This window comes from Adlercreutzia muris, from assembly GCF_008831045.1.
GTDB classification, from domain to species: domain Bacteria; phylum Actinomycetota; class Coriobacteriia; order Coriobacteriales; family Eggerthellaceae; genus Adlercreutzia; species Adlercreutzia muris.
In genome coordinates, this window is sequence record NZ_WAJS01000003.1 from 91,395 (window position 1) to 113,166 (window position 21,772).

Here is a 21,772-nt window from a genome sequence, read left to right on the forward strand (position 1 = left end):
AAACAAGGGAGCAGCAAGAGGGAGCGACAAGAGCACGCAGAAGCCAATCAAACACAGCCTGATGAGGAGAGCATAGCGCCAGGACGCCGAAGCGGCCGACCGGCGAGCAGCCCCCCTCACGCTCGGCCGTCCGGCGAGCAGCTCCTCCCCTCACGCTCCGCCGGCCCGCGAGCAGTCCCGTCCGCTCGGCCGTCCGACGAATATCTCTACGCGAAGATCTCCTTCTCCACGACGAGGTTGTTCTTGATATGGCCGACGAGCTTCTGCAGGGCGTCGATGCAGTTCGGGCGAATGTCGGCTCCGATGAGCACGTACATGAGCGAGTCGCCCACCTCGCAGCGGCCCTCGTTCAGCCACGTGCGCACGTAGTACACGCCGGGCCAGGTGAGCGCCTCGGCCTCGGCCGCCGCGAGCCCCTCGGCGTCGTAGGAAAATTCCACGGCCACCACCTCGCCGAGGCCTTCCACACCCTCGCGCACCTGGGCCTTCGGCGTGATGCGCACCACGCCGTTATGGGTGAGGAACATGCCGCACTGGGCCGCTGTCGGATCGGCCTTGGCCTCGCGCAGCCACTGATCAACAGAAGGTTCGGTCTTTGCCATGATGGGTCCTTTCCCTATACCATTCGTTCCGAAATATTATACGGATACCCTGCGGTGTTTCGCGTTGGAAATAAAGCCTTGCTACCATGGGCGCACGCTCATACCCGTACAGCCCCGCGCGATCCGCGAGCCCGCGACCAGAACCCCGCGCGACCCATACCCCGCGGCCGTGCCCGACCGCCCAAACGAGACACCGAGAAGAAAGGAAGCGGAAATGGCCCTGCCTGCCTCCGACCTTACCAAGAAGCCCGACCTGCGCACCACCATGGAGCTGGGCGCCGTGCTGCCCGAGACCGCCGAGGTGCGTGACGACCACCTATTCATCGGCGGGGTCGACATGGTTCAGCTGGCCCGCGAAGAGGGCACGGCGCTCTATGTGTTCGATGAGGCCGACCTGCGCCACCGCATGGAGGCCTACCGCGAGGCCTTCCGCAGCCGCTACGAGAACTCCGACGTCATTTACGCCTCGAAGGCCTTCCTCAACAAGGAAGTGGTGCGCATCGCCCAGGCCGAGGGGCTGTGCCTGGATGTGTCCGGCGGCGGAGAGCTGGCCTGCGCTCAGGCCGTGGGCTTTCCCATGGAGCGCGTGTTCGTGCACGGGAACAACAAGACGCCGCGCGAGCTGGAAGAGGCCATTGCAGCGGGCGTGGGCCGCATCGTGGTGGACAGCCGCATCGAGCTGGCCCGCGTGAACGAGATCGCCGGCCGCCTCGGCGTGGTGCAGGACATCTACATGCGCATCACCCCGGGCGTGGAGGCCGACACCCACGAGTACATCCGCACCGGCTGCGAGGACTCCAAGTTCGGCTTCACCATGCGCGAGGACTTCGCCTTCACCTGCGTCGCCGACGTGCTGGCCGCGGAAAACGTGCGCCTGGCGGGCCTGCACTGCCACATCGGTTCGCAGATCTTTGCCCTGCACTCCTTCCGCGAGGCGGCGGCGGTCATGGTGGAGTTCATGGCGCGCATCCGCGAGCGCTACGGCTACGAGATCGAGGAGCTGGACTTGGGCGGCGGCCTCGGCATCGCCTACCTGGCCGACGACGCCCCCTCCTCCATCGACGACTTCGCCGAGGTCACCTGCACCGCCGTGCGCGACCTGTGCGAGCGCCACGGCCTGGCGCTGCCGCGCCTTCTGGTGGAACCGGGCCGCAGCCTGGTGGCCAATGCCGGCGTGACCCTGTACACCGTGGGCATCCTGAAGACGCTGCCGGGCATCCGCAAGTACGTGGCCATCGACGGCGGCATGTCCGACAACGTCCGCACGGCGCTCTACCACGCCGACTACGAGCCCACCATCGCCAACAAGGCATCCCAGCCGCGCACCGAGATCGTCACGCTGTGCGGCAAGCACTGCGAAAGCGGCGATGCCGTGGTGGTGGACATGCCGCTGCAGAAGGCCGATGTGGGCGACATCGTGTGCGTCTTCGGCACCGGCGCCTACAACATGACCATGGCCAGCAACTACAACGGCCAGCCGCGCCCCGCCGTGGTGTTCGTGCGCGACGGCGTGTCGCGCGTGGTCACCCGCCGCGAGACTTACGAGGACCTCTACCAGCGCGATCTGTAAGGGCCGTCGAGGCTGGCGCGGTCACGCCTCGGGAAGTTCGGGAAACTGGGGAAGGCGGCGAAGCGATGCGACCTCATCGAGGCACCACTGGGAAACCGGTCGGCGCTCAACGGGCCGAGCTGCGACTCCAATGCCGCGACTCCAATGCCGCTCCTGCAACATCCATCCCTTTTCGGGCGACCTTCGGGTCGCCCTTTTCTTGTCGGTTCCGTAGCGGGGAGTTCGCAGGTCAGTAATGGGGAGAGCCTTCGCCGCCTTCTGTGCCCCCTGGCCGCTAGAGTGGGAATCCGATGCGACTCTCGTGCCCCTCGGGCGCGTTTTCCCGACGGCTCCGTGTGCCTTTTCGCCGCGGAATCATCCCTTCGACAGCAAGCAGGATCGAGGCAGTCTTATGAACGCCATCTTCAAGCGGAGCAGCGTGCGACAGTTCACCGACGAACCCGTGGCCATCGACGATATCGAGCGACTCATGCGCGCCGCTATGGCCGCCCCCTCGGCGGGCAACCAGCAACCCTGGGAGTTTTACATCGCCCGCGACGAGACCACGCGCATGGCCCTGGCCGCCACGAGCCCCTATGCCGCGCCGGCCAAGCTCGCTCCCTGCGTCATCGTCGCCTGCACACGCACCGACGGGTTGCGCTTCGTCCCCTGCGCCCCCCTCGATATGAGCGCCGCCGTGGAGAACATCCTGCTGGAAGCGGCCAACATCGGCCTGGGTGCCGTCTGGCTCGGCGTGGCCCCCGACCCCCATCGCATGGCCGCCGTGGCCGTGGCCCTCGGCAGCCCCCGGGGCGCGGAGCCCTTCGCGCTGGTGGCCGTGGGACATCCCGCACACCGCCCCGAGCCCAAGGGCCCCAGCCGCTACGACGAAACCCGCGTCCATTGGATTTGAGCGACCGCATCATTGCGAGCGGTGGGCATCGGGCGGCAGCCAACGCAACCGCGCCGCATCGTCGCAGGGACAGGCTTGAGCCCACTCGGAAGCTGATCGGACGTGCGAGATGGTGGCCAGCTGAGCGGGCGGCCTGAAGGCCGCCCCTACGGACCGCCCCCGCTAATCGGCCCCGCAAATCACTCCCGCTAATCGTCCCCGCAAGGTCGGCCCCGTAGGTCGGCCTGCAGGTCGGCCTCGGGGCCGTGCTACTTCTTTCCAGCTCTTCGGACGTTGTTGCGGGCGGCGGTCACGTCGCTGAAGGCGCGAGTGAGGCCGCGCAGGGCGTTGAGTATGGTGGTTCGGTCGGCCATGGGGGCCCGCATGACGCCGTCCCGCAGAATGGCCCACTCGCGACCGCCGGCGAACAGCTGGGCGGCATCGGTGATGCCTGCGGCTTTCAAAGCGCTGAACAGGGCCTCCACCATGCGCTCGCGATCTTCCCCGTCCATGGAGGCGAGCCATGTGGCCAGTGCCTCGGCCCGGCGCTCCGTGCGATCGGGCAGTGCGCCCAACGTAGCGAAGATCGCAGGCGCCCCGCCGGGCTTGGCAACATGGGCGGCGTCCCCCCGCAGCCCGGGTCCGGCCTCTGCATCGGCCACCACCCAGCGGTACACCGTGTGCTGCTCGAAGCCGCGCCCCGTGGCCTGCACCACTTCCGTGGGCATCAGCGACTCCATGAGAATGCCCACCATGGAATCTCCCGGCACCTGCTTGGTCATGCGACCCACCAACGGCTCATAGTCGACTGCCGTGAAGGTGCCGGGCATGAAGCCCGGGCCATCGTGGTTGTACAGGTGGACAATGCGCTCCTGCACCGCCGGCGATACCTTCAGCGCCGCGTACTCGGCCAAGTTGCCGCCCTTGGAATGGCCGCCCACGATGAGCCGTCCGGGCAGTCGGCGGTCGGCGGCCACGGCCTCCAGATAGCGCACGGCCAAATCCTGGGCCGGCACCGGCACCATGTAGGCCATGTTGAAATCCTCGCGCCACCCGGTAAGCGTCGTGTCGGTGCCGCGGTACCCCACATAGGCGAACCGCCCCGGGCACACGAAGGTCGTGGCGGCGAACTGCATATCGAGCGCCTCGTCGAAAGCGGCCTCGTGATCGTAGATGAGCAGCTCGCGAAAGCGCGGGCTCGCGGCCATCCGGAACAGCTGCTGGGTCATCGAGGTCGCATGCATACCCGAGAACATCGTGGGGAACAGCTCGGCCCGCAGCAGGTCGGCGAAGCGAACGGGCGCCGTGGGCGCCGTTGGACCCTGGGCCTCTTCGGCCCGATCGGCGCCATCGGACGTGGTCGAGGCGGCCCCGACCGCAGCCGCCTTCCCCGCCGCGGCCGCCTTCCCCGCCCTCTCGTCGCGACCGCTCTCGCGCCGCTCGCGCAGGCGGCGACGCAGCGCCGCGAAGGGGGCGCGCCAGCGGGTCGTCCTCTCGGCGCTCCCCTCTTCCCCGGCGCCTTCCCCTAAAGCCACCCGCGGCATGATGCCCTCGCCCCGGGCCATACAGAACTGGGCGAGCAGCGCCGAGTCCACGGCGTTGAAGGGCTCCTCGTCGAAGGTGGCCAGCTGCGTTTCCAGATATGTGAGTATATCGCTCATGGGTCTATTATGCCCCACTCCGCCGAAAGGTGCACTGCGCCGACCCCGCCAGACACAAAGCCGTTGCCTGCACTTCGCAGCCTTACCATGACCGCACCTCTCACCTTCGGCTACAATGGCACCGCAATTTCGTTCAAATGCGGGCATCTCCCGGCGCGGCGAGTGCACCGCCGCCATGACCGCGAGCCGCCATCGGCCCTGCCATTCCCGCAGCGGCCGTCGCGCCCGGTCACTCGCCGTGCCGAGGGGCGCCCGCGCGCCCAACCCAGGAGGTTCCCGTGTCCACCGATCCCGCCTCTATCCCCGCGCCGGCCCGCGATGCCGCCGTTCCGGCCGCCGACAGCAACCCCGCCGGCGCCGACATCCCCGCCGGCATCGGCAGCGCCGCCGCGCCCCGCGAGCACTTCGCCAGCCGCCTCGGCTTCATCCTCATCTCAGCCGGCTGTGCCATTGGCCTCGGCAATGTGTGGCGCTTCCCCTATATCGCCGGCGAGTACGGCGGCGCGGCGTTCATTTTGCTGTACCTGATCTTCCTCGTCATTTTGGGTCTGCCGGTCATGGTGATGGAGTTCGCCGTGGGCCGCGCCTCCCAGCGCTCGGCGGCCCTGGCCTTCGACGTGCTGCAGCCCTCCCGCCGTTGGCACTGGTTCAGCTGGTGGGGGTATATCGGCTGCATGCTGCTCATGATGTTCTATACCACCGTGTGCGGCTGGATGCTCGCCTACACCGCCAAGATGGCCACGGGCACCTTCGACGGGCTGGATCCCGAGGGCGTCGGCGGCGTGTTCGGCGCCATGCTGGCGAACCCCTCCGAGATGGTGGGCTGGATGCTCGCCGTCATCGTCATCGGCTTTTTCGTATGCAGCTTCGGCCTGCAGAAGGGCGTGGAGCGCATCACCAAGATCATGATGATCTGCCTGCTCGGCGTCATGGGCCTGCTGGTCGTCCGCTCGGTCACCCTGCCCGGCGCCGCCGAGGGTCTGGCCTTCTACCTCGTCCCCGACTTCGGGCGCATGTTCGCCGGCGGCATCGGCGGCTTCGGCGAGGCCGTGTACGCCGCCATGGGCCAGGCGTTCTTCACGCTGTCGCTCGGCATCTCGGCCATGGAGGTCTTCGGCAGCCGCATCGGCAAGCAGAACTCGCTCACCGGCGAGGCCCTGCGTATCTGCGGCCTGGACACGCTCGTGGCCATTCTCGCCGGCCTCATCATCTTCCCCGCCTGCTTCGCCTTCGCCGTGGCCCCCGACCAGGGCCCCTCGCTCGTGTTCGTCACCCTGCCCAACGTGTTCAACCAGATGCCCTTGGGCCAGCTGTGGGGCACCCTGTTCTTCGTGTTCATGAGCTTCGCTGCCTTGTCTACCATCATCGCCGTGTTCGAGAATCTCATCACCTTCACCATGGAGAAATGGGATCTCTCTCGTCGCGACGCCATCAAGCGCACGGCCATCCTCGTCACCGTGCTCAGCCTGCCCTGCGCGCTGGGCTTCAACGTGCTGGCCGGCGTCACCGTGCCGGGCATCGGCGACATCCAGTCCATCGAGGACTTCATCGTGTCGAACAACCTGCTGCCTTTGGGCAGCCTCCTGTACGTGGTGTTCTGCGTGTCCCGCAAGGGCTGGGGCTGGAAGAACTTCCTGGCCGAGGCCGACACGGGCACGGGGGCGAAATTCCCCCGCTGGGCCCGCGGCTGGCTTGCCTTCGGCCTGCCGACGCTCATTATCATCATCTTCATCATGGGCTACGTGCCGAAGATCATGCTGTGGTGCGGATTGGCCTAGCGAATCTCTCCCACACGTTGGCACCGTGCGACGGCGCACCGTGCCAACGCCACGACCGCCCTGGCACTTCCTCGCGTCTGTGAGCCGCGACTGCCACAGCCGATCCAGCGTCGAAGACCACTGTGGCCGAGCCAACCCCACCCCGCATGGCGCCAGCGTGCGGGCCTTCGACGGTTTCTTCTCGACGGCGCACCGCGTTTCCGCTATACTGCGTAGATGCGCCTAGGCCCGGGTGGTGGAACGGCAGACACGACGGTCTCAAAAACCGTTGCCGAAAGGTGTGCGGGTTCAAATCCCGCCCCGGGCACCACGAACCTCAAACGGCTCCCTTCGGGGAGCCGTTTTTCGTTGGGAGCGAGCTGGCCGACGGAGCCGTTTTTCGTTGCAGGCCACGGCCGTCGCCTCCGCGCCTCAACCATCGGCTTCATTCCCTTGTTTCCCTATTTCGCAATTCTGCGCAGCAAACTCCGCGAGATAGACATTGAGCTCACCTGTCCTTGCCAGGAAGGGATCGAGATGCGGGTGTTGCCCGCGTTTTTCCAGGTGAAGAAAGCACGAAAGGGCGGTGTACGATCGTCTCTGCGGGAGGCGCATCTATCTCGCGGAGTTTGCTGCGCAGAATCGGCCCTTTCGGAAACAAAACCCGGGAAGGCAAAGGGCATCTTCTCCCGGAGCACGGGCCTGCCCCCCGTCACCTTCCGCGCCAAAGCAGAACGGCCCGCGGCGACCGGTCGACAGGCAGGGGGGCATTTCGCGCCTCGGCTCAGAGCTGCTCGCGATGGAACTTCCCCACCTGCCAGCGCAAATCCGTGTGTTTCTCAATCTGCCCGGGAAGCCACCCCCGAAAGCGCTTCCCCGTCTTCTCGGACACCTTGCCCATCAAGCTCGCGAACTCATACACATTCGAGAACTGCGCCGACGTCACGGTGACCACATCGACGCCCTCGGCAAGCAACGCGTCTCTTCGCCGCGAATCGCGCGCCTGGGCGAGACTGCCGCTGTGGGCGTCGCGACCATCGTACTCAACCACAATGCCGCATTCCCACCAGCACAGATCCCCGACAACATACTTCTGTCGCGCAATACGACGCCCCCGATCGCCCAGTGCGCGGGGTTCGTTCAGGCGGGCATCGGGAAGCCCCAGCCCTCCTCGGCGCCTCGGAGTGAGCGCAATGATGGCCAGCTCGGTCTCCATAACGGACGCCGATTTACGACGCACCTGCTTCGCCGCCGAGCGCGCCAACTTGATAGCGCGAACATCGGTAAGCTGCTCGAGAAACGCCAGCAGTCGCTCCGGAGTCGTTAGGGGGCGGCGCACCATGTCGCCTCCGCTTCCCTCAATCGGGTAGCTGCCGCAAAGCTCATAGCCGAGCGCGAGCAGCTCCCCATAGGTGAGCCGCGACGCCATCTGCGCGAAAACCAACTCGGGCGACGAGGCCCACACTCCAGGCGCGACCTCGAGAAACGCATTGCGCGGCATACTGCGGCCGCACTGGCGCCGGCACACCGAGGCCGCCGATCGCACACCGGGTTTCTTGCCCACGAGCACCTCAAGGGGAAGACCCCCAGGTGTGACCGGCTCGCATCCCGCGAGCAACGCGCGCGACTCCGGGGGAAGTTTCCCGAGAATATGCGCTATATCTTCGTGCGTCGACGCGCACGTCTTCACCGCCGTAGAGCCGGAGAGCATTGATGCGGGCAGGTCGACGCCTCGGCGCTTACCGGACAGGTGAAACTCACTCAACGGAATCGAATGTGCCACCGACCAAGTGCGCCACAGGAGAAGGGCGGAAGTATGACTCGGATATATGTTCATTGGTGCAGGATACTGTGCCGATTCGACGCTCGGCAGGCCATGCCGCGAAATTAACTGAACGACCATTCATGAGGGAATTGCTTGCTTTTGGAATTGCCTTGGAATGGCGCTTACGCTTCCTATGCCGCAGCCGGCACAAGAAGGATAACGATTAAGGCTCAGTGCTCCGATCGAGGTGCGCCTAATTCCCTCGCAGGATCAGTTCGTGTTTCCGAAACGGGGAAATTTGCGCAGCAAACTCCGCGAGATAGATGCTCCCCGACACACATTCCAGCTCGAACGGCTTTGCGGCCATATAGCACCAGGGAAAACGCTGCATAGGCCGCATCTCAACCAAGCCAGCCGCCCCTTCCCGGAGACTTTACATCTACTTCGCGGAGTTTACTGCACAAAACCGGTCTCTTCGGGAACAAAATCCAGGCCGCAGCACCGAAAATCGCGCTGGGAGAGCCTCAGCCGACCGCACCGATACTCCTCATGCGGTGGCTCCCCGCAAACCCGCGAGCGCGCTCATTCGCAAGCCCGATTGGCTTCGCAGCTTAGCGACTCCACACCAGCGGATCGCCGCGACCCTGCAGGCCCGCAACGCCACACGCCAATGATCCACCGGAAATTGACACCCACAGCGGGAAAGGGGCCGCCATTCGCAGTACGCGGCTCCCTACCGAAACGCCCCGGGCGCCGCGAACCTCAAACGGCTCCCCGCGGGAGCCGTTTTTCGTCGCAGGCAAGGGCGGCGGCCCCGGCGGAGCGCTCAAGCAGTCTCGTGGTAGTAGATGAAGATATCCTCGTAGACGCCATCCTTGTTGCGGAAACCGCCGGGAATACGCCCGATGCGCTGGAAGCCCAGATCTTCGTAGAGGGCGATGGCGCGCTCGTTGCTGGCCACCACGGCGTTGAACTGCAGACCGCGAAAGCCGAGACGCGCCGCCTGACGCAGCGAGTCCTCCACCAGAAGACGCCCGACCCCGTGGCCGCGCACCTCCGACGACACCGCATAGCTCGCGTTGGCCACGTGTCCGCAGCGACCCACATTGTTGGGATGCAAGATATACAGCCCCGCCACGCGTCCAGCCACCGTGGCCACCGCCGTATGAGACTGCTCGGCGAAGAACGCGCTCGCCTCCTCCGTCGTCAACGGATCGGTCTGCGGAAAGGCGCGACCGGCCTCCACCACGGCGTTCCAAATCTCCATCATGGCGGCCACGTCCTCCTCGCGGTACGGCCGCGTAACCCGCATCGCCAATCCATCAAGCGCGCTCATTGCCACTGCTCCCCTTCTCTATCTCATAAAGAAAGGCTCCCTTTCGGAAGCCTTTCCTACAAGTACTATGCCAGCAGCCTAGATGTCGGCCAGCGTGAAGTCGCGCTCGCCGTTGAACACGGCCAGGGCATCGGCCACCGTCCAGTCGGCCAAGGTGATGGCAGAGATGGCCTTGGTCAGGCGCACGGCCTCGTCCAGGGAGCGCTGATGGATGTTGCGGCCCGTGGCGTTGCCCACGGCCCCGCCCACGTGAATCTGATCGTAGAGCTGGGTGAGGAAGGTGTCGGCATCCACCGTGGAACCGCCCGCGCACACCAGGCCGCAACGGCCAGCGGCGGTGGAGGCGATCTTCAGGGCCTCGGCAGCCGGGGTGCCGTCCTCGGGCTTCGGCGGGTTCACCTTCACGAAGTCGGCGCCGAGGCACAGGGCCACGCCGGCGGCACCAGCGATGAGATCCGGATCCTTCTCGGCGGTGACAGCCTTGCCGCGGGGGTAGATCCACAGCACCACGATAAGGCCGTTGGCATGGGCCTGGGCGATGAGCTCGCCGGCCTCGGCCATCATGGTGGCCTCGTACTCGCTGCCGAGGTAGATGGTGTAGCCGAGGCCCACCACGTTCACGCCGGCCTCCTTCATGGCCAGCACGGCGTCCAGATCGTACAGCTGCGGGGAGTAGGGATCCTCCTGCTTGGTGCCCACGAGGTTGGTCTTGGAGTTCATCTTCACGAGGTAGTTGATCTCCGGGTAGTCGGCCGCGTACTGGGCCACCAGGCCGCGCTGGCCGGCGAGCACGCCGCAGACGCCCTCGGAGCCGATCTTGAACAGGTGCTCCGGATCCAGGTCGGCGATGTCGATGCCCTCGCCGTAGAAGTCCTTGTTCAGATGCTCGATCTTCTGATCGCAGGCGAACAGCATGAGACGGCCGGTCTCGCGCGTGGCCTTCATGTAGTTGGAGATGTACTCATCGCGAGCCTCGGGCATGACGTCGGCGGGAACGCGCACCTGATCACGGGTGATCTTCGGCATGGGGATCCTCCTTGGAATTCGTATCAATAACGGCGACTATTGTACAGAAAAGTAAGCCTGACCGCGCATTCTTTCACAAAGAAAGTGGCGAAGGGCCGACGCGGTATCGGGGACCCTACTCCTTCGGGTCGGCGGCCTTCTTCGTCATGCGGCTGTACACCACCAGCGCCACAATGGCGATGGCCGCCGTCGCCGCAAAGATGACGACGGACTCCGCGATGTTGCCCGACACGAGCCCGGACGCTGCATAGGTGGACAGCACGATACCGGGGATGCGGGCAAAGTTCGAGATGAGCACGAAGTTGCGCATGGACATGTGCGTCAGCGGCGTGATGTAGGTGAACACGTCCTTCGGCAGCCCCGGGATGAGGAACAGGATGAACACGATGACGTTGAACTTCTCGGAGGTTTCCCATTCGCGGAACTTGCCCATGTACTTCTCGGGCACCATGGCCTGCACGAAGGGGGCGCCCAGCTTGTGCACGAGCACAAAGATGAACGAGCTGGAGATGATACAGCCGAGCCAGATGATGAGCGCGCCCACCCAGGGGCCGTAGATCATGCCGGCGGCCACCTGCACCACTTCGCCGGGAATGAAGGCCACCACGATCTGGAGGAACTGGATAGCCAGCAGAATGAGGAAGCCCCAGGGGCCGGCGTTGCGAATGTCGGAGGTGACGCGGTCCACCCCGCCGGGCTCGAACAGCTCGTGGATCATGGGCCAGAGAGCCGCGCACACCACGATCATGATGACGAAGAACGCGATGAGGCCCGCGAACTTGAAGATGTTCGCCGCAGGCATCTCATGGCCGGCAACGGACTTCTCCTGGTGGGCCTTGGCGTCCAGCTTCTGGAGGCGCTCGGATTTGGGGGTTTTGTTATCGTGTGTATTCATGGGCTCCAGTGTAACGGAGCGCCCCGCGGGGCGGGGCGCATCTTAAAGAACTCTATAGCTTAGTGACGAAATCGTAAGGGCTGCCCGCGAAGAGCCCGAGACGCCCGGCCGGACCTTCGCGCCAACACGCCCCCCATACTGGGACAATGTTACCGGGCAAGTCCGCCCCCGCGCTCATCGTCGTCCTTGCGGGCCTTGTCGTACTCCTCCTTGAAGGCGGAGAACATGCCACTAGCCCGCTTGATCTGGCGGCCCGTGGCGAAGGCGCCGGCGTTGACGGCCTTGCCCGCGGCCTTCGTGGCTGTAGACACCGCCGGCTTTACCGCCTCCACCGTTTCCCGGGCCCGATCGGCCACCACGGCCGTGGCCTCGCCGGCCTTGGCGGCCAAGCCGCCCTCGACTGTCAACTCGGCCACCTCGTCGCTCACGAGGATGGCCCCCAGCTCGGGGTTCTCGGCGTCGGCCTGGCCGTTCACGGACAGCGCCGTGCCGATGCCGCGGCGGAAACCCCGGATCATAGAGCCGGGAATCTCCCTCACGCCGAGCAGGGCGTTGGCCGTGGCTCCCTGGGTCACGGCCAGAAAGCGCACCTCGCCAGTCTTGGGATCGAAGGACACGTCGCCCACCGTGCCGTAGACGGTGCCGTCCTCGCCGATGACGGGCAGCCCCGCCCACAGCACGCAGTCGTCGTAATCCACGCCCAGAGCCTTGCAGGCGCCCTTATCGGTGGCCGCGGCATCTTGCAGCACGAGGATACGGCCGTCCACCACGTCGTAGCCGTTGTAGGCCACGAACACATCCTTGCGGTGGAACATCCACAACAAATCGGGCCGTTTCACGATGAAGCCGACGAAGCGGCGCTGGATGGGATGGAACACACAGTGGCGCACCTTCCCCAGCCTTTTGACCGCCTCGGGCCTCTTCGGCGTGCTCCTATCGAGGAACACGCGCTTGCCGACAATCTCTCCGGTGGTGCCGTAACGCTTGGCCATGGTCTACTCGGCGTCCTTCTTATCGTCCGCGACAACTTCCTTCACGGTTTCCTTGGCCTCGTGGGCGGCGGTCTTTACAGCCTCGGTGCCGTCGACAGCCGCGGCCTTCACATCCTCGGCGGCATCGGCCACCGCGTCGGCGTCCTCGCCGGCGTTCTTGGCCACCTGGTCGGCAATGCGCTGGCGGGCTGCCTCGATCTTCTCGCGCAGCTCGTCGCCCTTCTCGTTGATGGTGGGGGAAATGTTGCTGGCAGCCTCTTGGATGGACGCGGCCATATCGGCGCCGCGAGCAGCGGCCTCGGAGGCGATCTCCTGGCCGCGGGCGGTCACGCTGTTCACCACTTCGGCTCCCTTGGTGGCAGCCTCTTGGTAGATGTGCTGGGCTCCAGCGGCGGCCTGGCCGCCCCACTGCTGGGCATCGCCCAGGATGTCGTTGGCCTTGTCGGCCACCATGGCGCGGGTCTCAGCGCCGGGACGCGGCGCGGCCAGCAGGGCTGCGACGGCACCGACGACGCCACCGATCAGAAACATTCCAAATTTGTTGGCCATAACTGCCTCCTTTATCGACAGGTTATCAAGTCCGCTCATTATAGGGTGAGCGCACCCGAAACGGGGCCGCGAAAGCCCGCTTCTCACCTTACGGTAAACAAGCCGTCAAACATCATCGATGAGGAAAACTCTCAGAGAAAACCTCAGCCTGTGCGCAAGAGCGACACAGGCCGAGGAAAAGGGGCGGGATCGGGGAAACTCAGATGGCCCCCGTGCGAAAAATTACGTTATCGCGAGCCCTGCTCCAACGATAGCCGCTTCAAACTCGCGATAACGCGCATTTTCGCACTGAGGGGAATGTGTAGCGGCCTAGAACTTGGCGCCGCGGGCGTAGGCTTCTTCCACCAGGGTGTCGAGCACCTTGGGCAGGGTGAGGCCGGCAGCCGAACAGGCCATGGGGAACAGGGAATGCGGCGTCATGCCCGGGGACACGTCCAGCTCGAAGCAGCGGGCGGCACCGCCGTCCCACACAAGGTCTACACGGCCCAGATCGCGGGCGCCGTAGGCGCGATACACTTCCAGCGCGGCCCGTTCGATCTCGGCGCGGATGGCGTGGGCCGTAGCCTCATCGGGCGAGAGCGACGCCGGGCGCACAGGGCAGAAGAACTCCGCGGCGTCGTTGCGCATGCGGGCCGCTGCGTCGAAGAACTCCCCTTCGCGAGCCACAATCTCCACCGGCGGGAGCGCATAGGCGTCCCAGCCGGTGCCGAGAATGGCTACGGACAGTTCCACGCCGTCGACCCACTGCTCGATGTTCACAGCCTCGTCGAAGGAGAGCGCATCGAGCACCGCCTCGCCGAGCTCGTCTTGGCTCTCCACCTTGTGTACGCCGAGTGCGCTGCCGCCGTGGGCCGGCTTCACGCACACCGGGTAGCCGCCGATCACGCGGTCGGCCACCAGGTCGAGAGCCGTGGCAGCACCCATGTCCTTGAAGGCGTCACGAGACAGGTACACGCCCTGGGGCCAGCTTGCGATGCCCTCCTCGCCCGTGATGTCGCGGTACTTCTCCAGAGAGGAGTGCAGCGCGTCCTTGTTCCAAGCGCAATGGCACACGCTGGCTGGCGAGCCCACGAAGGGCAAGCCGACGAACTCCATCAGGCTCTGGATGGTACCATCCTCACCGTGCTTGCCGTGCAGGGCGTTGTAGACCACATCGGGGCGCTCGCTGCGCAGGGTGGGCACCAAGTCGGCGTTCGTGTCCAGCGGCACCACCTTGTGACCGGCCTCTTCCAGGGCCTCGCAGACCACCTTGCCCGATGCCAGCGACACCTCACGCTCGAAGGACTTGCCTCCCATGAGCACTGCTACTTTCATCGAGCCTCCTCTTCGGCCTCGGCCACCTTGTCCTCGGCAATCTCGATCTGGGCGGCATCACCGTCGTGGGACTGCATGACGGCCTCCTCGTTCTGCTCGGACGCCACGATGACCTCGTCCCAATTCTCGCGCTCGTTCTCGGCCATGACGGCCTCCTTTCCGTAACCCGGCAGCGCGCCGGCATTGATGAACACACGGTACAGTTCCAGGCGCTCCTCGATGACCCCGGCCAGCCGGCGGATGGCCTCGGTGATGGATTCCGGCGTCTCGAAGCTGAAGTTCACGCGCATGGAGTTCTTGCCGGTCACGCCATCGGGGAAGAAGGAGTTCCCTGGCACATAGGTTACGCCCGCCTCCAGCGCCTCGGCAAGCATCGAATCGGTATCCATATAGTCGGGCAGCGTGATCCAGAGGAACATGCCGCCAGCGGGATGGGTCCAGGAGGCCTCGGGCGGGAAGAACTCTTCCAGGGCCGCCAGCATAGTGTCGCGCCGCTCCTTGTATAGGGCGATGAACTTTTGCAGCGTGCGCTGCCAGGGAATATCGGCGAAGTAGTGCTGCACCACGAGCTGGTCGAAGGCGCTGCCGCACAGATCGGCCCCCTGCTTCACCAGGTTGACGCGGGCGAGCACCGATTCCGGCGCCGCAATCCAGCCCGTGCGCAGGCCCGGCCCCAACATCTTCGAGATAGTGCCCAGGTAGATGACCGAATCGTCCATGGCCTTCAAAGGCACCTGATGGCCGCCGTCGTAGCGCAAGCGGCCGTAGGGGTCGTCTTCCACCACCATGAAGCCGTACTCGTCGGCCAGTTCCAGCAAACGGCGCCGGCGCTCGGCGTTCATGGTCACGCCACCGGGGTTCTGGAAGTTCGGAATGGTGTAGCAGAACTTCAGGCGCGGATTGCCCTTGCCGATGCGCTCGAGCTCGGCCTCCAAGAGATCCATGCGCATGCCGTCCTCGTCGAAGGGGATGGCGCGGATATCGGGCTCGAAGGCGGAGAAGGCCTGCAGCGCCCCCAGATAGGTGGGGCCCTCGGTGATGATGATGTCACCTGGATCGATGAAGGCCTCGGCGATGAGCGTGAGGGCCTGCTGGGCCCCCGATGTAACGAGAATCTGGTCAGCCTTCACGCGAATGCCCAGATCGCGCATCATATCGGCGAGCACGGCCCGCAGGCCGGCCAGGCCGTCGGTGGGGCCGTACTGCAGCGACACGGCCCGGGCCTGGGGACTTTCCACCGCGGCCAGCACGGCGCGGCGCACGTCTTCTTCGGGCAGGAGCGACACGGCGGGCATGCCGCCCGACAGCGAGATCACGTCGTCGCGCGTGGCGGCGGCGAAGAGGTTGCGCACCGCCGAGGGTCGCATGATGCGCACGCGATGGGCGATCTTGTCGCCCGTGGTGTCGAAGGTGATGTGAGCTGATGACATGGCTAATCCACCATCCCTTCCATAAGCGCGCAGGCAGCTTTCAAGGCCGCCAGTGCGATGAGGTCATCGGTAAAGTTTACTTCAACGCGGGCCAGACCCTCGCGCTCGTTCAGCCATTCCGTCGTACCGACAAAAGTTGCCGCCGAACGGTCATCGAGCTCGGCTTGGAAATCGATGATGAGATGCTCCAGGATATGGGGAAGGGAGGTACGGTCGAGGATGGCGCCGAAGGGCTCGCCGGCCTCGTTGAGGCAGGCGTGGGCTGCCAGAGTGGGGCGCTCCCGCAGCAGCCGGGCCGCGGCCGCCGGGGACAGCCGGGCCCTCGCGCCGCCGGCCACGCGCACGAGCAGGGCCATGCGGTCGCGCTCGATGGCCGCTCGCTCGAGGACGAGGGCCGCCATCAGGCCCCGCGGCCGGCCGAGATTCCGGCACCGTCGTCGTCAGCCCCCGCACCCGCCGCGCCAGCGCCATCCGGAGCGCTCGCGCCGTCTCCGGTGCCGCCCGTCGTGCCACCCGCGCCGTCGGCGCTGCCAGACGCCCCGGCGCCGCCTGTGTCATCGGCGGCCTTGTCGCGGGGCTCGTCGATGGCGGCGGGCACCTTGCCCGACAGGTCGCCCACGGGCTCGTCCTCGATGGTCTGGGCGCCGCCGTCGGTCTCCGAATCATCGTCGGCGCCGTCAGCGCTGCCAAGGGAGCCCTCCCCCGGCGCCGGGGTGTCGCGCACCGACTGAGGGTTGGCCGTGGCCCCGGCGGTGGGAGTGCGCGAGAGCAGAGTGAGACCGCGGCCCGCTTCCTCGGCCGGGGGCAGGTCGCCGTCCCGCAGCTTCTCGATGAGAGCCTCCAGAGTCCAGCCGATATCGCGGCCCAGGGTGTCGGTGGCCGAGAAGGAGCCGTCCACCAGGGCCAGCTCGTCGCGATCCAGCGAGAAGCGGTAGCAGCCGCCCCCCGTGAGGTTCCCGAAGGTGAATTGGATGGTCTTGGCAACCGGATCCAGGGCGTAGTGGTAGGCCACGTCCTCGGTCAACTGGATGCGCTCGTCGGTGATGGTGATGGGGGTGGAGGTACCGGCCAGATACCAGGTGCCCTGGATGTCGGCGCCGTCGTCGGCGGAGAACCAGCGCAGCCACGAGAAGCCGGCCACCACGGCGGCCGCCAGGGACAATGCGAGCAGCGACAGCACGAGGGCCGTCACTTTCCCCTTCGTCCAGCGGCGCTTGCGCACGGCGGGACGGCTCGCGCGATCCGTGCGGCCGCCGCGACCGGTACGACCCGAACGGCCCGCCTCGCCCCCGGCCGCACCGGCGCGCTGGGCGAGGCGGGCCGCGACGCGCTCCTCGGCCGAAGGCGGCTCATCATCCCAGGCGGCCGTCCCGCGGCGCGCGGCGCGGCGCTCTGCCGACGGCCCGCTTCCGCGGCCGAAACGCTGCGCCGAGGCGCGGCGCCGGGACTCGCGAGGCCCCGGCTCGCGCGATTGTGCACCCATGATGGCCTTAGACCTCTTCCGGCCCAATCACCGTTTTGCCGCCCATGTAGGGCACAAGCACCTCGGGCACCGTGATGGTGCCGTCGGGGTTCTGGTAGTTCTCGATGACCGCGGCCATGGTGCGGCCCACGGCCAGACCCGATCCGTTCAGGGTATAGGCGAAACGGGTGCCCTTGAAGTTAGCCGGATCGCGATACTTGATGTTGGCGCGGCGGGCCTGGAAGTCGGTGCAGCAGCTGCACGAGGAGATTTCCTTGTAGGCGTTGTAGCTGGGCAGCCACACCTCAACGTCGTAGGTCTTGGCGGAGGAGAAGCCGATGTCGCCGGTGCACAGGCTGATGACGCGATAGGGCAGCTCCAGCTTCTGCAGGATGTTCTCGGCGTCTTCCACCATGGACTCCAGCTCGGCGAAGCCGGTCTCGGGGGTGGCGAACTTCACCATCTCCACCTTGGAGAACTGGTGCACGCGGATGATGCCGCGGGTATCGCGGCCGGCCGAACCCGCCTCCTCGCGGAAGCAGGGGGTAAAGGCGCAGTAGTGCAGCGGCAGCTGACTGGCATCCAGCACCTCGCCGGCGTGCAGGTTGGTCAGCTGCACCTCGGCCGTGGGAATGAGGTAGAGCCCCTCGGTGGTGTGGAACAGATCCTCCTCGAACTTCGGCAGCTGGCCGGTGCCCGTAAGCGTGGCGGCGTTGGCCATGGCCGGCACCCACCACTCCTTGTAGCCGCGGGCAGTGTGCTGATCCAGCATGAAGGAGATGAGGGCGCGCTCCAGGCGGGCGCCGGCGCCGCCGAGCACGTAGAAGCGGCTCTCGGCCAGCTTCACGCCGCGCTCGAAGTCGATGATATTCAGGGCCGGCCCCAGATCCCAGTGGGCCTGGGCCTCAAAGCCCTCGGCCGCGAAATCGCGCGGGGTGCCCCAGCGGCGCACCTCGGGGTTGTCGTCCTCGTCCTCGCCGATGGGGGTGGAGGCGTCGCACAGGTTCGGCACGCTCATGAGCAGCGTTTGCAGCACGCCATCGGCCTCGGTGCGGGCGGCGCTGGCCGCTTCCAGCTTCTCGTTGATCTGGCGCACCTGCTCCTTGGCGGCCTCGGCCTCGTCCTTCTTGCCCTGGCCCATAAGCGCGCCGATCTGCTTGGAGATACGGTTGCGCTCGGCCTGGAGAGCCTCTTCCTCGGCGATGACCTCGCGACGCTGCACATCGAGGGCAGCGAACTGCTCCGGATCGAACGACGCATGGCGGTTCCGCATGGCCTCGGCCACTTCATCAAGATGGTCGCGAACGTATTTGACATCCAGCATAGGGGCGCTCCTCGAATCGTGCGTTTTGCGTTCGACCAGTATAGCGCAACCAGTGGGCGTGGAGATTGCGTTTGCGGTGAAGAAGCATAGTATACTTTCCCCAGCAAAACACCAACCCGCCGCCGCGTTCGGCACCAGGGGCCCCGCGGCGTTTCAGGCAGACGAGGACGACGCCATGAACATGAACTTTGAAGAGATCTACCATTTCCTGTTCGAGACCATGCCCGGCATTGGTGTACTCGTCGGCATCGGCCTGCTCGCGAGCATCATCGTGTGCGTCATTCTGGAACGCAAGACCCGCAAGCAGTTCAAGAACCACGAGAAGACCGAGGACGACTGGTCGCTGTTCGACGATGACGAGGACGGCGAGGAGAACTAGCCCGCCTTCGCCACTGACCCGCGCATCCACGCGAGCCCGGCCATCACGGTCGGGCTCGCGGTGTTTCTGGGCTCGAAGCCGAGAGCGCCCCGGCCGGGGCCGGGGCCGAGCGCAAGCGGCCCGAGATCGGGCGCAGCCTGGGACCGAGCACGAGCGGCGGCCGCAGTCCGGGCCGAGCACGAGCGGCCCCGGGCTGGGACAGGCCCTACCCTTCCAGCTCCTCGTCGTCGAGGTACCACTCCTCCTCGGCCCAGCGGGCGCGGTCGGGAATGCCCATGACCGCGGCGACAATGCCGAGGGCACCGGGCACGAGGGCGCCCAGCAGAGCCGGCGGCGCGGGCAGCCACGAGCCGCCGAAGGAGCCCAGGTGGGCCGCGGCGCACACGCCGAGCATGAGCAGAGCCGCGGCCGCCACCGACCCGGCGATATCGAAGTTGCGGGTGCCGCGCACGCAGAACAGGCTGTAGGCGGCGGCCGCGGCGATCCAGCTGACGCCGATGGCCCACGGCGCGCTCTGGGAGACCATGGAGATGCAGGCCGCCTGGGGGTTGCTGCCGAACTCCACATGGAGCAGAGCGTCCCAGTTCAGCAGATCCAGGGAGCCGAAGGAAGCCATGACCAGAGCCGTCGCGAAGGTGAAGGCCGCCGTGATGGCCGATTGCAGCACCGGCAGCAACACGCCGCAGCACACCGGCGCCAGCCCCGCGAAACCGAAGGAGCCGAACAGGGGCTGAGCCAGGGCCGCCACGGCCTGGGTAGGACCGCGCCGACCGACGTAGTACCACCACAGCCCCGTAACCGCAGCCAGGAACAGGGCGAGCACCCAGCTGCCCGAGGCCCCGAGCCCCACCACGAGGGCCCCGTAACCGAGAAGCGAGCCCCAGGCGGGTCGCAGGGCCGCCGCACCGGCGCAGAGGGCCACCAGAACCCAGTACACCACCGGCGCATCGGTGGCCAGGCCCATGGCCGAGCCCGGGCTCAGGGAGATGTTCGCCATGCCCACGGCGGCCATGAGCCCCACGGCCACGGCGGCCAGGCTGTGGCCCACCACCATGGCGCCCCGCAGACCGAGGCGGTCCACCAAGGGGGGCAGGGGCTCGGCGGGCTCCACCGGCTCAGGGGCGGCGACAGCGTCTTCCTTCCCCTTCACGATGTCGGCCAGCACCTTCTTGCCCTTCTTCGCGTTGCCGAGCAGGGGCATGAGGGCCTCGGAGAAGTCGGCTACGGTATCGAAGCGCTCGTCGCGGTCGGGGTCGAGGGCGGCGAACATGATGTCGTCGGCCTCGGCGGGCAACTCGTCCCAGCACAGAGAGGGCAGCACCAGCTCCGCCTCCTCGATGGCCTCCTCGGCCTCGGGCAGGTCGTTGGCGAAGAAAGGGTTCTCGCCAGAGAGCATCTCGTAGGTGAGGCTCGCCAGGGCCCACTCGTCGGTGCGCACGTCCAAAGGCTCCTGGCGCATCTGCTCTAACGGCATATAGCCGATAGTGCCGCCGCCGGTGGTGCCCGATCCCGTGGCGTCCATGAGGGCGGCCAGGCCGAAGTCGGTCACCTTCGCCACGCCCTTGGAGTTCACGATGACGTTCTCGGGCTTGATGTCCAGGTGCAGCGTGTTCGCGCCGTGGGCCACCTCGAGGGCATGGGCCACGGCCGAGAAGACGGCGGCCACCACATCCAGGGTGATGCTGTCGTCGATCTCGTCGATGATCTGCGCCAAGGTCTTGCCCTCGACGTACTCCATGATGACGTAGGCGCAGGCGTCCTCTACAGCGCAGTCGTACACAGTGACGATGTTGGCATCGGACAGCTTCGCCACCGATCGGGCTTCCTCCAAGCCGGGAATGTGCTCGAAGAGATCGGCGTCGTCGGTCTCGTCGAAGTCGGTGGAAGCCGGGGGCACGGAGGCGCCGGCCCCGCCCACTGCGGCCGATACGCTCGACACGGCGACGGAGGCGGCCGCGGCGCGGCCCCCGCGGCGGCGGCGCTTCTCGGCGGCCCCGTCGATGGTGCGGGATGCCCGGATGCCCCGCAGATGGCGCACATCCACGGCACTCTCGTCGAAGTAGTCGCTCATGGGGGCGGCATCCTGCACCTCCACCGGCGGTACGTAGGGGGCCTCGGGGGCATGGCGCGTCTTGCGGGGCCCCACCCGGCCGTCCAAGCTCGGCCGCGAACGGCCGGCGAAGCCGCCGGTAGCGGCGTTCCAGGGAACAAGGGAGTCGTCCTCTTCCTCGGCAAAGGCCATGTCCTCCCAGGGGGGCACCTCCTCGGCGCTGCGCACAGTCGCAGCCGAGTGACGACCGCTACGACGTTCGTCGACACCCCGGAGGAAGGCGGGGTCGGCGGGGAAATCGGCGGCACCGGAGGCCGGGGCGGAGGCGCCGGAAGGCGCGGCACCCGCAGGAGCCGTAACGCCAGCGGCTACAGCGCCCGCGGAGGGCTCTCCGTCCTCCAGATCGGCGGCCATGCGGGCCTCTAGGGCCACGAGGCGCGCCCGGGCCACCTCGTCTTCCGAGAGCTCGATGCACTTGATGGCCACATCGCGTTTGAGATGGGTGTCGAAGGCGTGCACGACGGTGCCGTAGCCGCCGGCACCGGCCTGGTCGATAACGCGATAGCGATTGAGGATGAGCTGAGATCGTGCCATGGGGCGAGAACCTCTTCTGTCTTCGTTTGGGCTGCATGTTCTTGAGGTAGGGCCATTCTACCACCCGGGCAACGCCGCGGCGACCGTTGATCGGCGGCTTCCACGGGCCAAACGGTGCCGCGCCAACGTGGGAGGGACGAAGCACGGTGTGCGGGAGGTGGGTGCGCCGGGTGCGAGGGTACGGGGTGGGGGGTG

The 21,772-nt window shown here is 66.5% G+C and carries 18 protein-coding genes and 1 tRNA gene; 5 read left to right on the plus strand and 14 right to left on the minus strand.

Annotated elements, in window-relative coordinates; all coding sequences use genetic code 11:
* Nucleotides 1-206: 206 nt before the first annotated feature.
* Complete coding sequence (locus tag F8D48_RS01730) at nt 207-602, minus strand: molybdenum cofactor biosynthesis protein MoaE (protein WP_135970017.1); 396 nt, start codon at nt 600-602, stop codon at nt 207-209.
* A 214-nt stretch (nt 603-816) separates the two neighbouring features.
* On the opposite strand from F8D48_RS01730, the gene lysA reads away from it, so the two are divergent.
* Together lysA and F8D48_RS01740 are read left to right on the plus strand one after the other, a co-directional pair.
* Nucleotides 817-2,172, plus strand: coding sequence for a diaminopimelate decarboxylase (gene lysA, locus F8D48_RS01735; protein ID WP_151429711.1), 1,356 nt, complete (start codon nt 817-819; stop codon nt 2,170-2,172).
* A 391-nt stretch (nt 2,173-2,563) separates the two neighbouring features.
* Nucleotides 2,564-3,064 carry a nitroreductase family protein gene (locus F8D48_RS01740; protein WP_151429712.1) on the plus strand — a complete coding sequence of 167 codons (501 nt, stop codon included), beginning with the start codon at nt 2,564-2,566 and terminating at the stop codon, nt 3,062-3,064.
* A 248-nt stretch (nt 3,065-3,312) separates the two neighbouring features.
* Here the strand turns inward: F8D48_RS01740 and F8D48_RS01745 are convergent, their stop codons facing one another.
* A complete protein-coding gene (locus tag F8D48_RS01745) occupies nt 3,313-4,704 on the minus strand; it encodes an Mbeg1-like protein (protein ID WP_151429713.1) in 1,392 nt (463 codons plus the stop codon).
* A gap of 374 nt (nt 4,705-5,078) precedes the next feature.
* On the opposite strand from F8D48_RS01745, the gene F8D48_RS01750 reads away from it, so the two are divergent.
* Both F8D48_RS01750 and F8D48_RS01755 read left to right on the plus strand, forming a co-directional pair.
* Nucleotides 5,079-6,482, plus strand: a complete 1,404-nt coding sequence (locus F8D48_RS01750) for a sodium-dependent transporter (protein ID WP_420868746.1) — start codon at nt 5,079-5,081, stop codon at nt 6,480-6,482.
* Between the two features lie 226 nt (nt 6,483-6,708).
* Nucleotides 6,709-6,792: transfer RNA gene (locus F8D48_RS01755), tRNA-Leu, on the plus strand.
* Between the two features lie 453 nt (nt 6,793-7,245).
* On the opposite strand, the gene F8D48_RS01760 is transcribed toward F8D48_RS01755, so the two are convergent.
* From F8D48_RS01760 to serS, 11 genes are all read right to left on the minus strand, one after another.
* Nucleotides 7,246-8,025: a hypothetical protein gene (locus F8D48_RS01760; protein ID WP_151429714.1), complete on the minus strand. Its 780-nt coding sequence runs from the start codon at nt 8,023-8,025 to the stop codon at nt 7,246-7,248.
* A gap of 1,027 nt (nt 8,026-9,052) precedes the next feature.
* Nucleotides 9,053-9,562 carry a GNAT family N-acetyltransferase gene (locus F8D48_RS01765; RefSeq protein WP_240806171.1) on the minus strand — a complete coding sequence of 170 codons (510 nt, stop codon included), beginning with the start codon at nt 9,560-9,562 and terminating at the stop codon, nt 9,053-9,055.
* A 78-nt stretch (nt 9,563-9,640) separates the two neighbouring features.
* The gene (locus F8D48_RS01770; protein ID WP_135970011.1) at nt 9,641-10,588 is read right to left on the minus strand and encodes a beta/alpha barrel domain-containing protein; all 948 of its coding nucleotides are present in this window, start codon (nt 10,586-10,588) and stop codon (nt 9,641-9,643) included.
* A gap of 115 nt (nt 10,589-10,703) precedes the next feature.
* Complete coding sequence (locus F8D48_RS01775) at nt 10,704-11,483, minus strand: TVP38/TMEM64 family protein (protein ID WP_151429715.1); 780 nt, start codon at nt 11,481-11,483, stop codon at nt 10,704-10,706.
* A gap of 149 nt (nt 11,484-11,632) precedes the next feature.
* The gene (locus F8D48_RS01780; RefSeq protein ID WP_151429716.1) at nt 11,633-12,475 is read right to left on the minus strand and encodes a PRC-barrel domain-containing protein; all 843 of its coding nucleotides are present in this window, start codon (nt 12,473-12,475) and stop codon (nt 11,633-11,635) included.
* 3 nt (nt 12,476-12,478) lie between these two features.
* Entirely contained in the window at nt 12,479-13,024 is a 546-nt protein-coding gene (locus tag F8D48_RS01785; protein ID WP_205717304.1) for a YtxH domain-containing protein, read from the minus strand.
* Between the two features lie 309 nt (nt 13,025-13,333).
* Nucleotides 13,334-14,338, minus strand: coding sequence for a D-alanine--D-alanine ligase family protein (locus F8D48_RS01790; RefSeq protein WP_151429718.1), 1,005 nt, complete (start codon nt 14,336-14,338; stop codon nt 13,334-13,336).
* Nucleotides 14,335-15,768, minus strand: a complete 1,434-nt coding sequence (locus F8D48_RS01795; protein ID WP_135970006.1) for an aminotransferase-like domain-containing protein — start codon at nt 15,766-15,768, stop codon at nt 14,335-14,337. The genes F8D48_RS01790 and F8D48_RS01795 overlap by 4 nt, the downstream gene beginning before the upstream one ends.
* A gap of 2 nt (nt 15,769-15,770) precedes the next feature.
* Entirely contained in the window at nt 15,771-16,169 is a 399-nt protein-coding gene (locus F8D48_RS01800; RefSeq protein ID WP_151429719.1) for a cyanophycin synthetase family protein, read from the minus strand.
* Nucleotides 16,169-17,251, minus strand: a complete 1,083-nt coding sequence (locus F8D48_RS01805) for a hypothetical protein (RefSeq protein ID WP_151429720.1) — start codon at nt 17,249-17,251, stop codon at nt 16,169-16,171. Before F8D48_RS01805 ends, F8D48_RS01800 begins: the two co-directional genes overlap by 1 nt.
* A 7-nt stretch (nt 17,252-17,258) precedes the next feature.
* Nucleotides 17,259-18,554: a serine--tRNA ligase gene (serS, locus tag F8D48_RS01810; protein WP_151429721.1), complete on the minus strand. Its 1,296-nt coding sequence runs from the start codon at nt 18,552-18,554 to the stop codon at nt 17,259-17,261.
* A 175-nt stretch (nt 18,555-18,729) separates the two neighbouring features.
* On the opposite strand from serS, the gene F8D48_RS01815 reads away from it, so the two are divergent.
* Complete coding sequence (locus F8D48_RS01815) at nt 18,730-18,933, plus strand: DUF6724 family protein (protein ID WP_338070807.1); 204 nt, start codon at nt 18,730-18,732, stop codon at nt 18,931-18,933.
* 205 nt (nt 18,934-19,138) lie between these two features.
* On the opposite strand, the gene F8D48_RS01820 is transcribed toward F8D48_RS01815, so the two are convergent.
* A complete protein-coding gene (locus tag F8D48_RS01820) occupies nt 19,139-21,577 on the minus strand; it encodes a protein kinase domain-containing protein (RefSeq protein ID WP_151429722.1) in 2,439 nt (812 codons plus the stop codon).
* Between the last annotated feature and the right edge of the window lie 195 nt (nt 21,578-21,772).

Excerpts from the sequence above, each read along its gene's own strand:
- F8D48_RS01730 (WP_135970017.1), bottom strand. The coding sequence starts at position 602 with ATGGCAAAGACCGAACCTTCTGTTGATCAGTGGCTGCGCGAGGCCAAG.
- lysA (WP_151429711.1), top strand. The coding sequence starts at position 817 with ATGGCCCTGCCTGCCTCCGACCTTACCAAGAAGCCCGACCTGCGCACC.
- F8D48_RS01740 (WP_151429712.1), top strand. The coding sequence starts at position 2,564 with ATGAACGCCATCTTCAAGCGGAGCAGCGTGCGACAGTTCACCGACGAA.
- F8D48_RS01745 (WP_151429713.1), bottom strand. The coding sequence starts at position 4,704 with ATGAGCGATATACTCACATATCTGGAAACGCAGCTGGCCACCTTCGAC.
- F8D48_RS01765 (WP_240806171.1), bottom strand. The coding sequence starts at position 9,562 with ATGAGCGCGCTTGATGGATTGGCGATGCGGGTTACGCGGCCGTACCGC.
- F8D48_RS01770 (WP_135970011.1), bottom strand. The coding sequence starts at position 10,588 with ATGCCGAAGATCACCCGTGATCAGGTGCGCGTTCCCGCCGACGTCATG.
- F8D48_RS01775 (WP_151429715.1), bottom strand. The coding sequence starts at position 11,483 with ATGAATACACACGATAACAAAACCCCCAAATCCGAGCGCCTCCAGAAG.
- F8D48_RS01780 (WP_151429716.1), bottom strand. The coding sequence starts at position 12,475 with ATGGCCAAGCGTTACGGCACCACCGGAGAGATTGTCGGCAAGCGCGTG.
- F8D48_RS01785 (WP_205717304.1), bottom strand. The coding sequence starts at position 13,024 with ATGGCCAACAAATTTGGAATGTTTCTGATCGGTGGCGTCGTCGGTGCC.
- F8D48_RS01790 (WP_151429718.1), bottom strand. The coding sequence starts at position 14,338 with ATGAAAGTAGCAGTGCTCATGGGAGGCAAGTCCTTCGAGCGTGAGGTG.
- F8D48_RS01795 (WP_135970006.1), bottom strand. The coding sequence starts at position 15,768 with ATGTCATCAGCTCACATCACCTTCGACACCACGGGCGACAAGATCGCC.
- F8D48_RS01800 (WP_151429719.1), bottom strand. The coding sequence starts at position 16,169 with ATGGCGGCCCTCGTCCTCGAGCGAGCGGCCATCGAGCGCGACCGCATG.
- F8D48_RS01805 (WP_151429720.1), bottom strand. The coding sequence starts at position 17,251 with ATGGGTGCACAATCGCGCGAGCCGGGGCCTCGCGAGTCCCGGCGCCGC.
- serS (WP_151429721.1), bottom strand. The coding sequence starts at position 18,554 with ATGCTGGATGTCAAATACGTTCGCGACCATCTTGATGAAGTGGCCGAG.
- F8D48_RS01815 (WP_338070807.1), top strand. The coding sequence starts at position 18,730 with ATGAACATGAACTTTGAAGAGATCTACCATTTCCTGTTCGAGACCATG.
- F8D48_RS01820 (WP_151429722.1), bottom strand. The coding sequence starts at position 21,577 with ATGGCACGATCTCAGCTCATCCTCAATCGCTATCGCGTTATCGACCAG.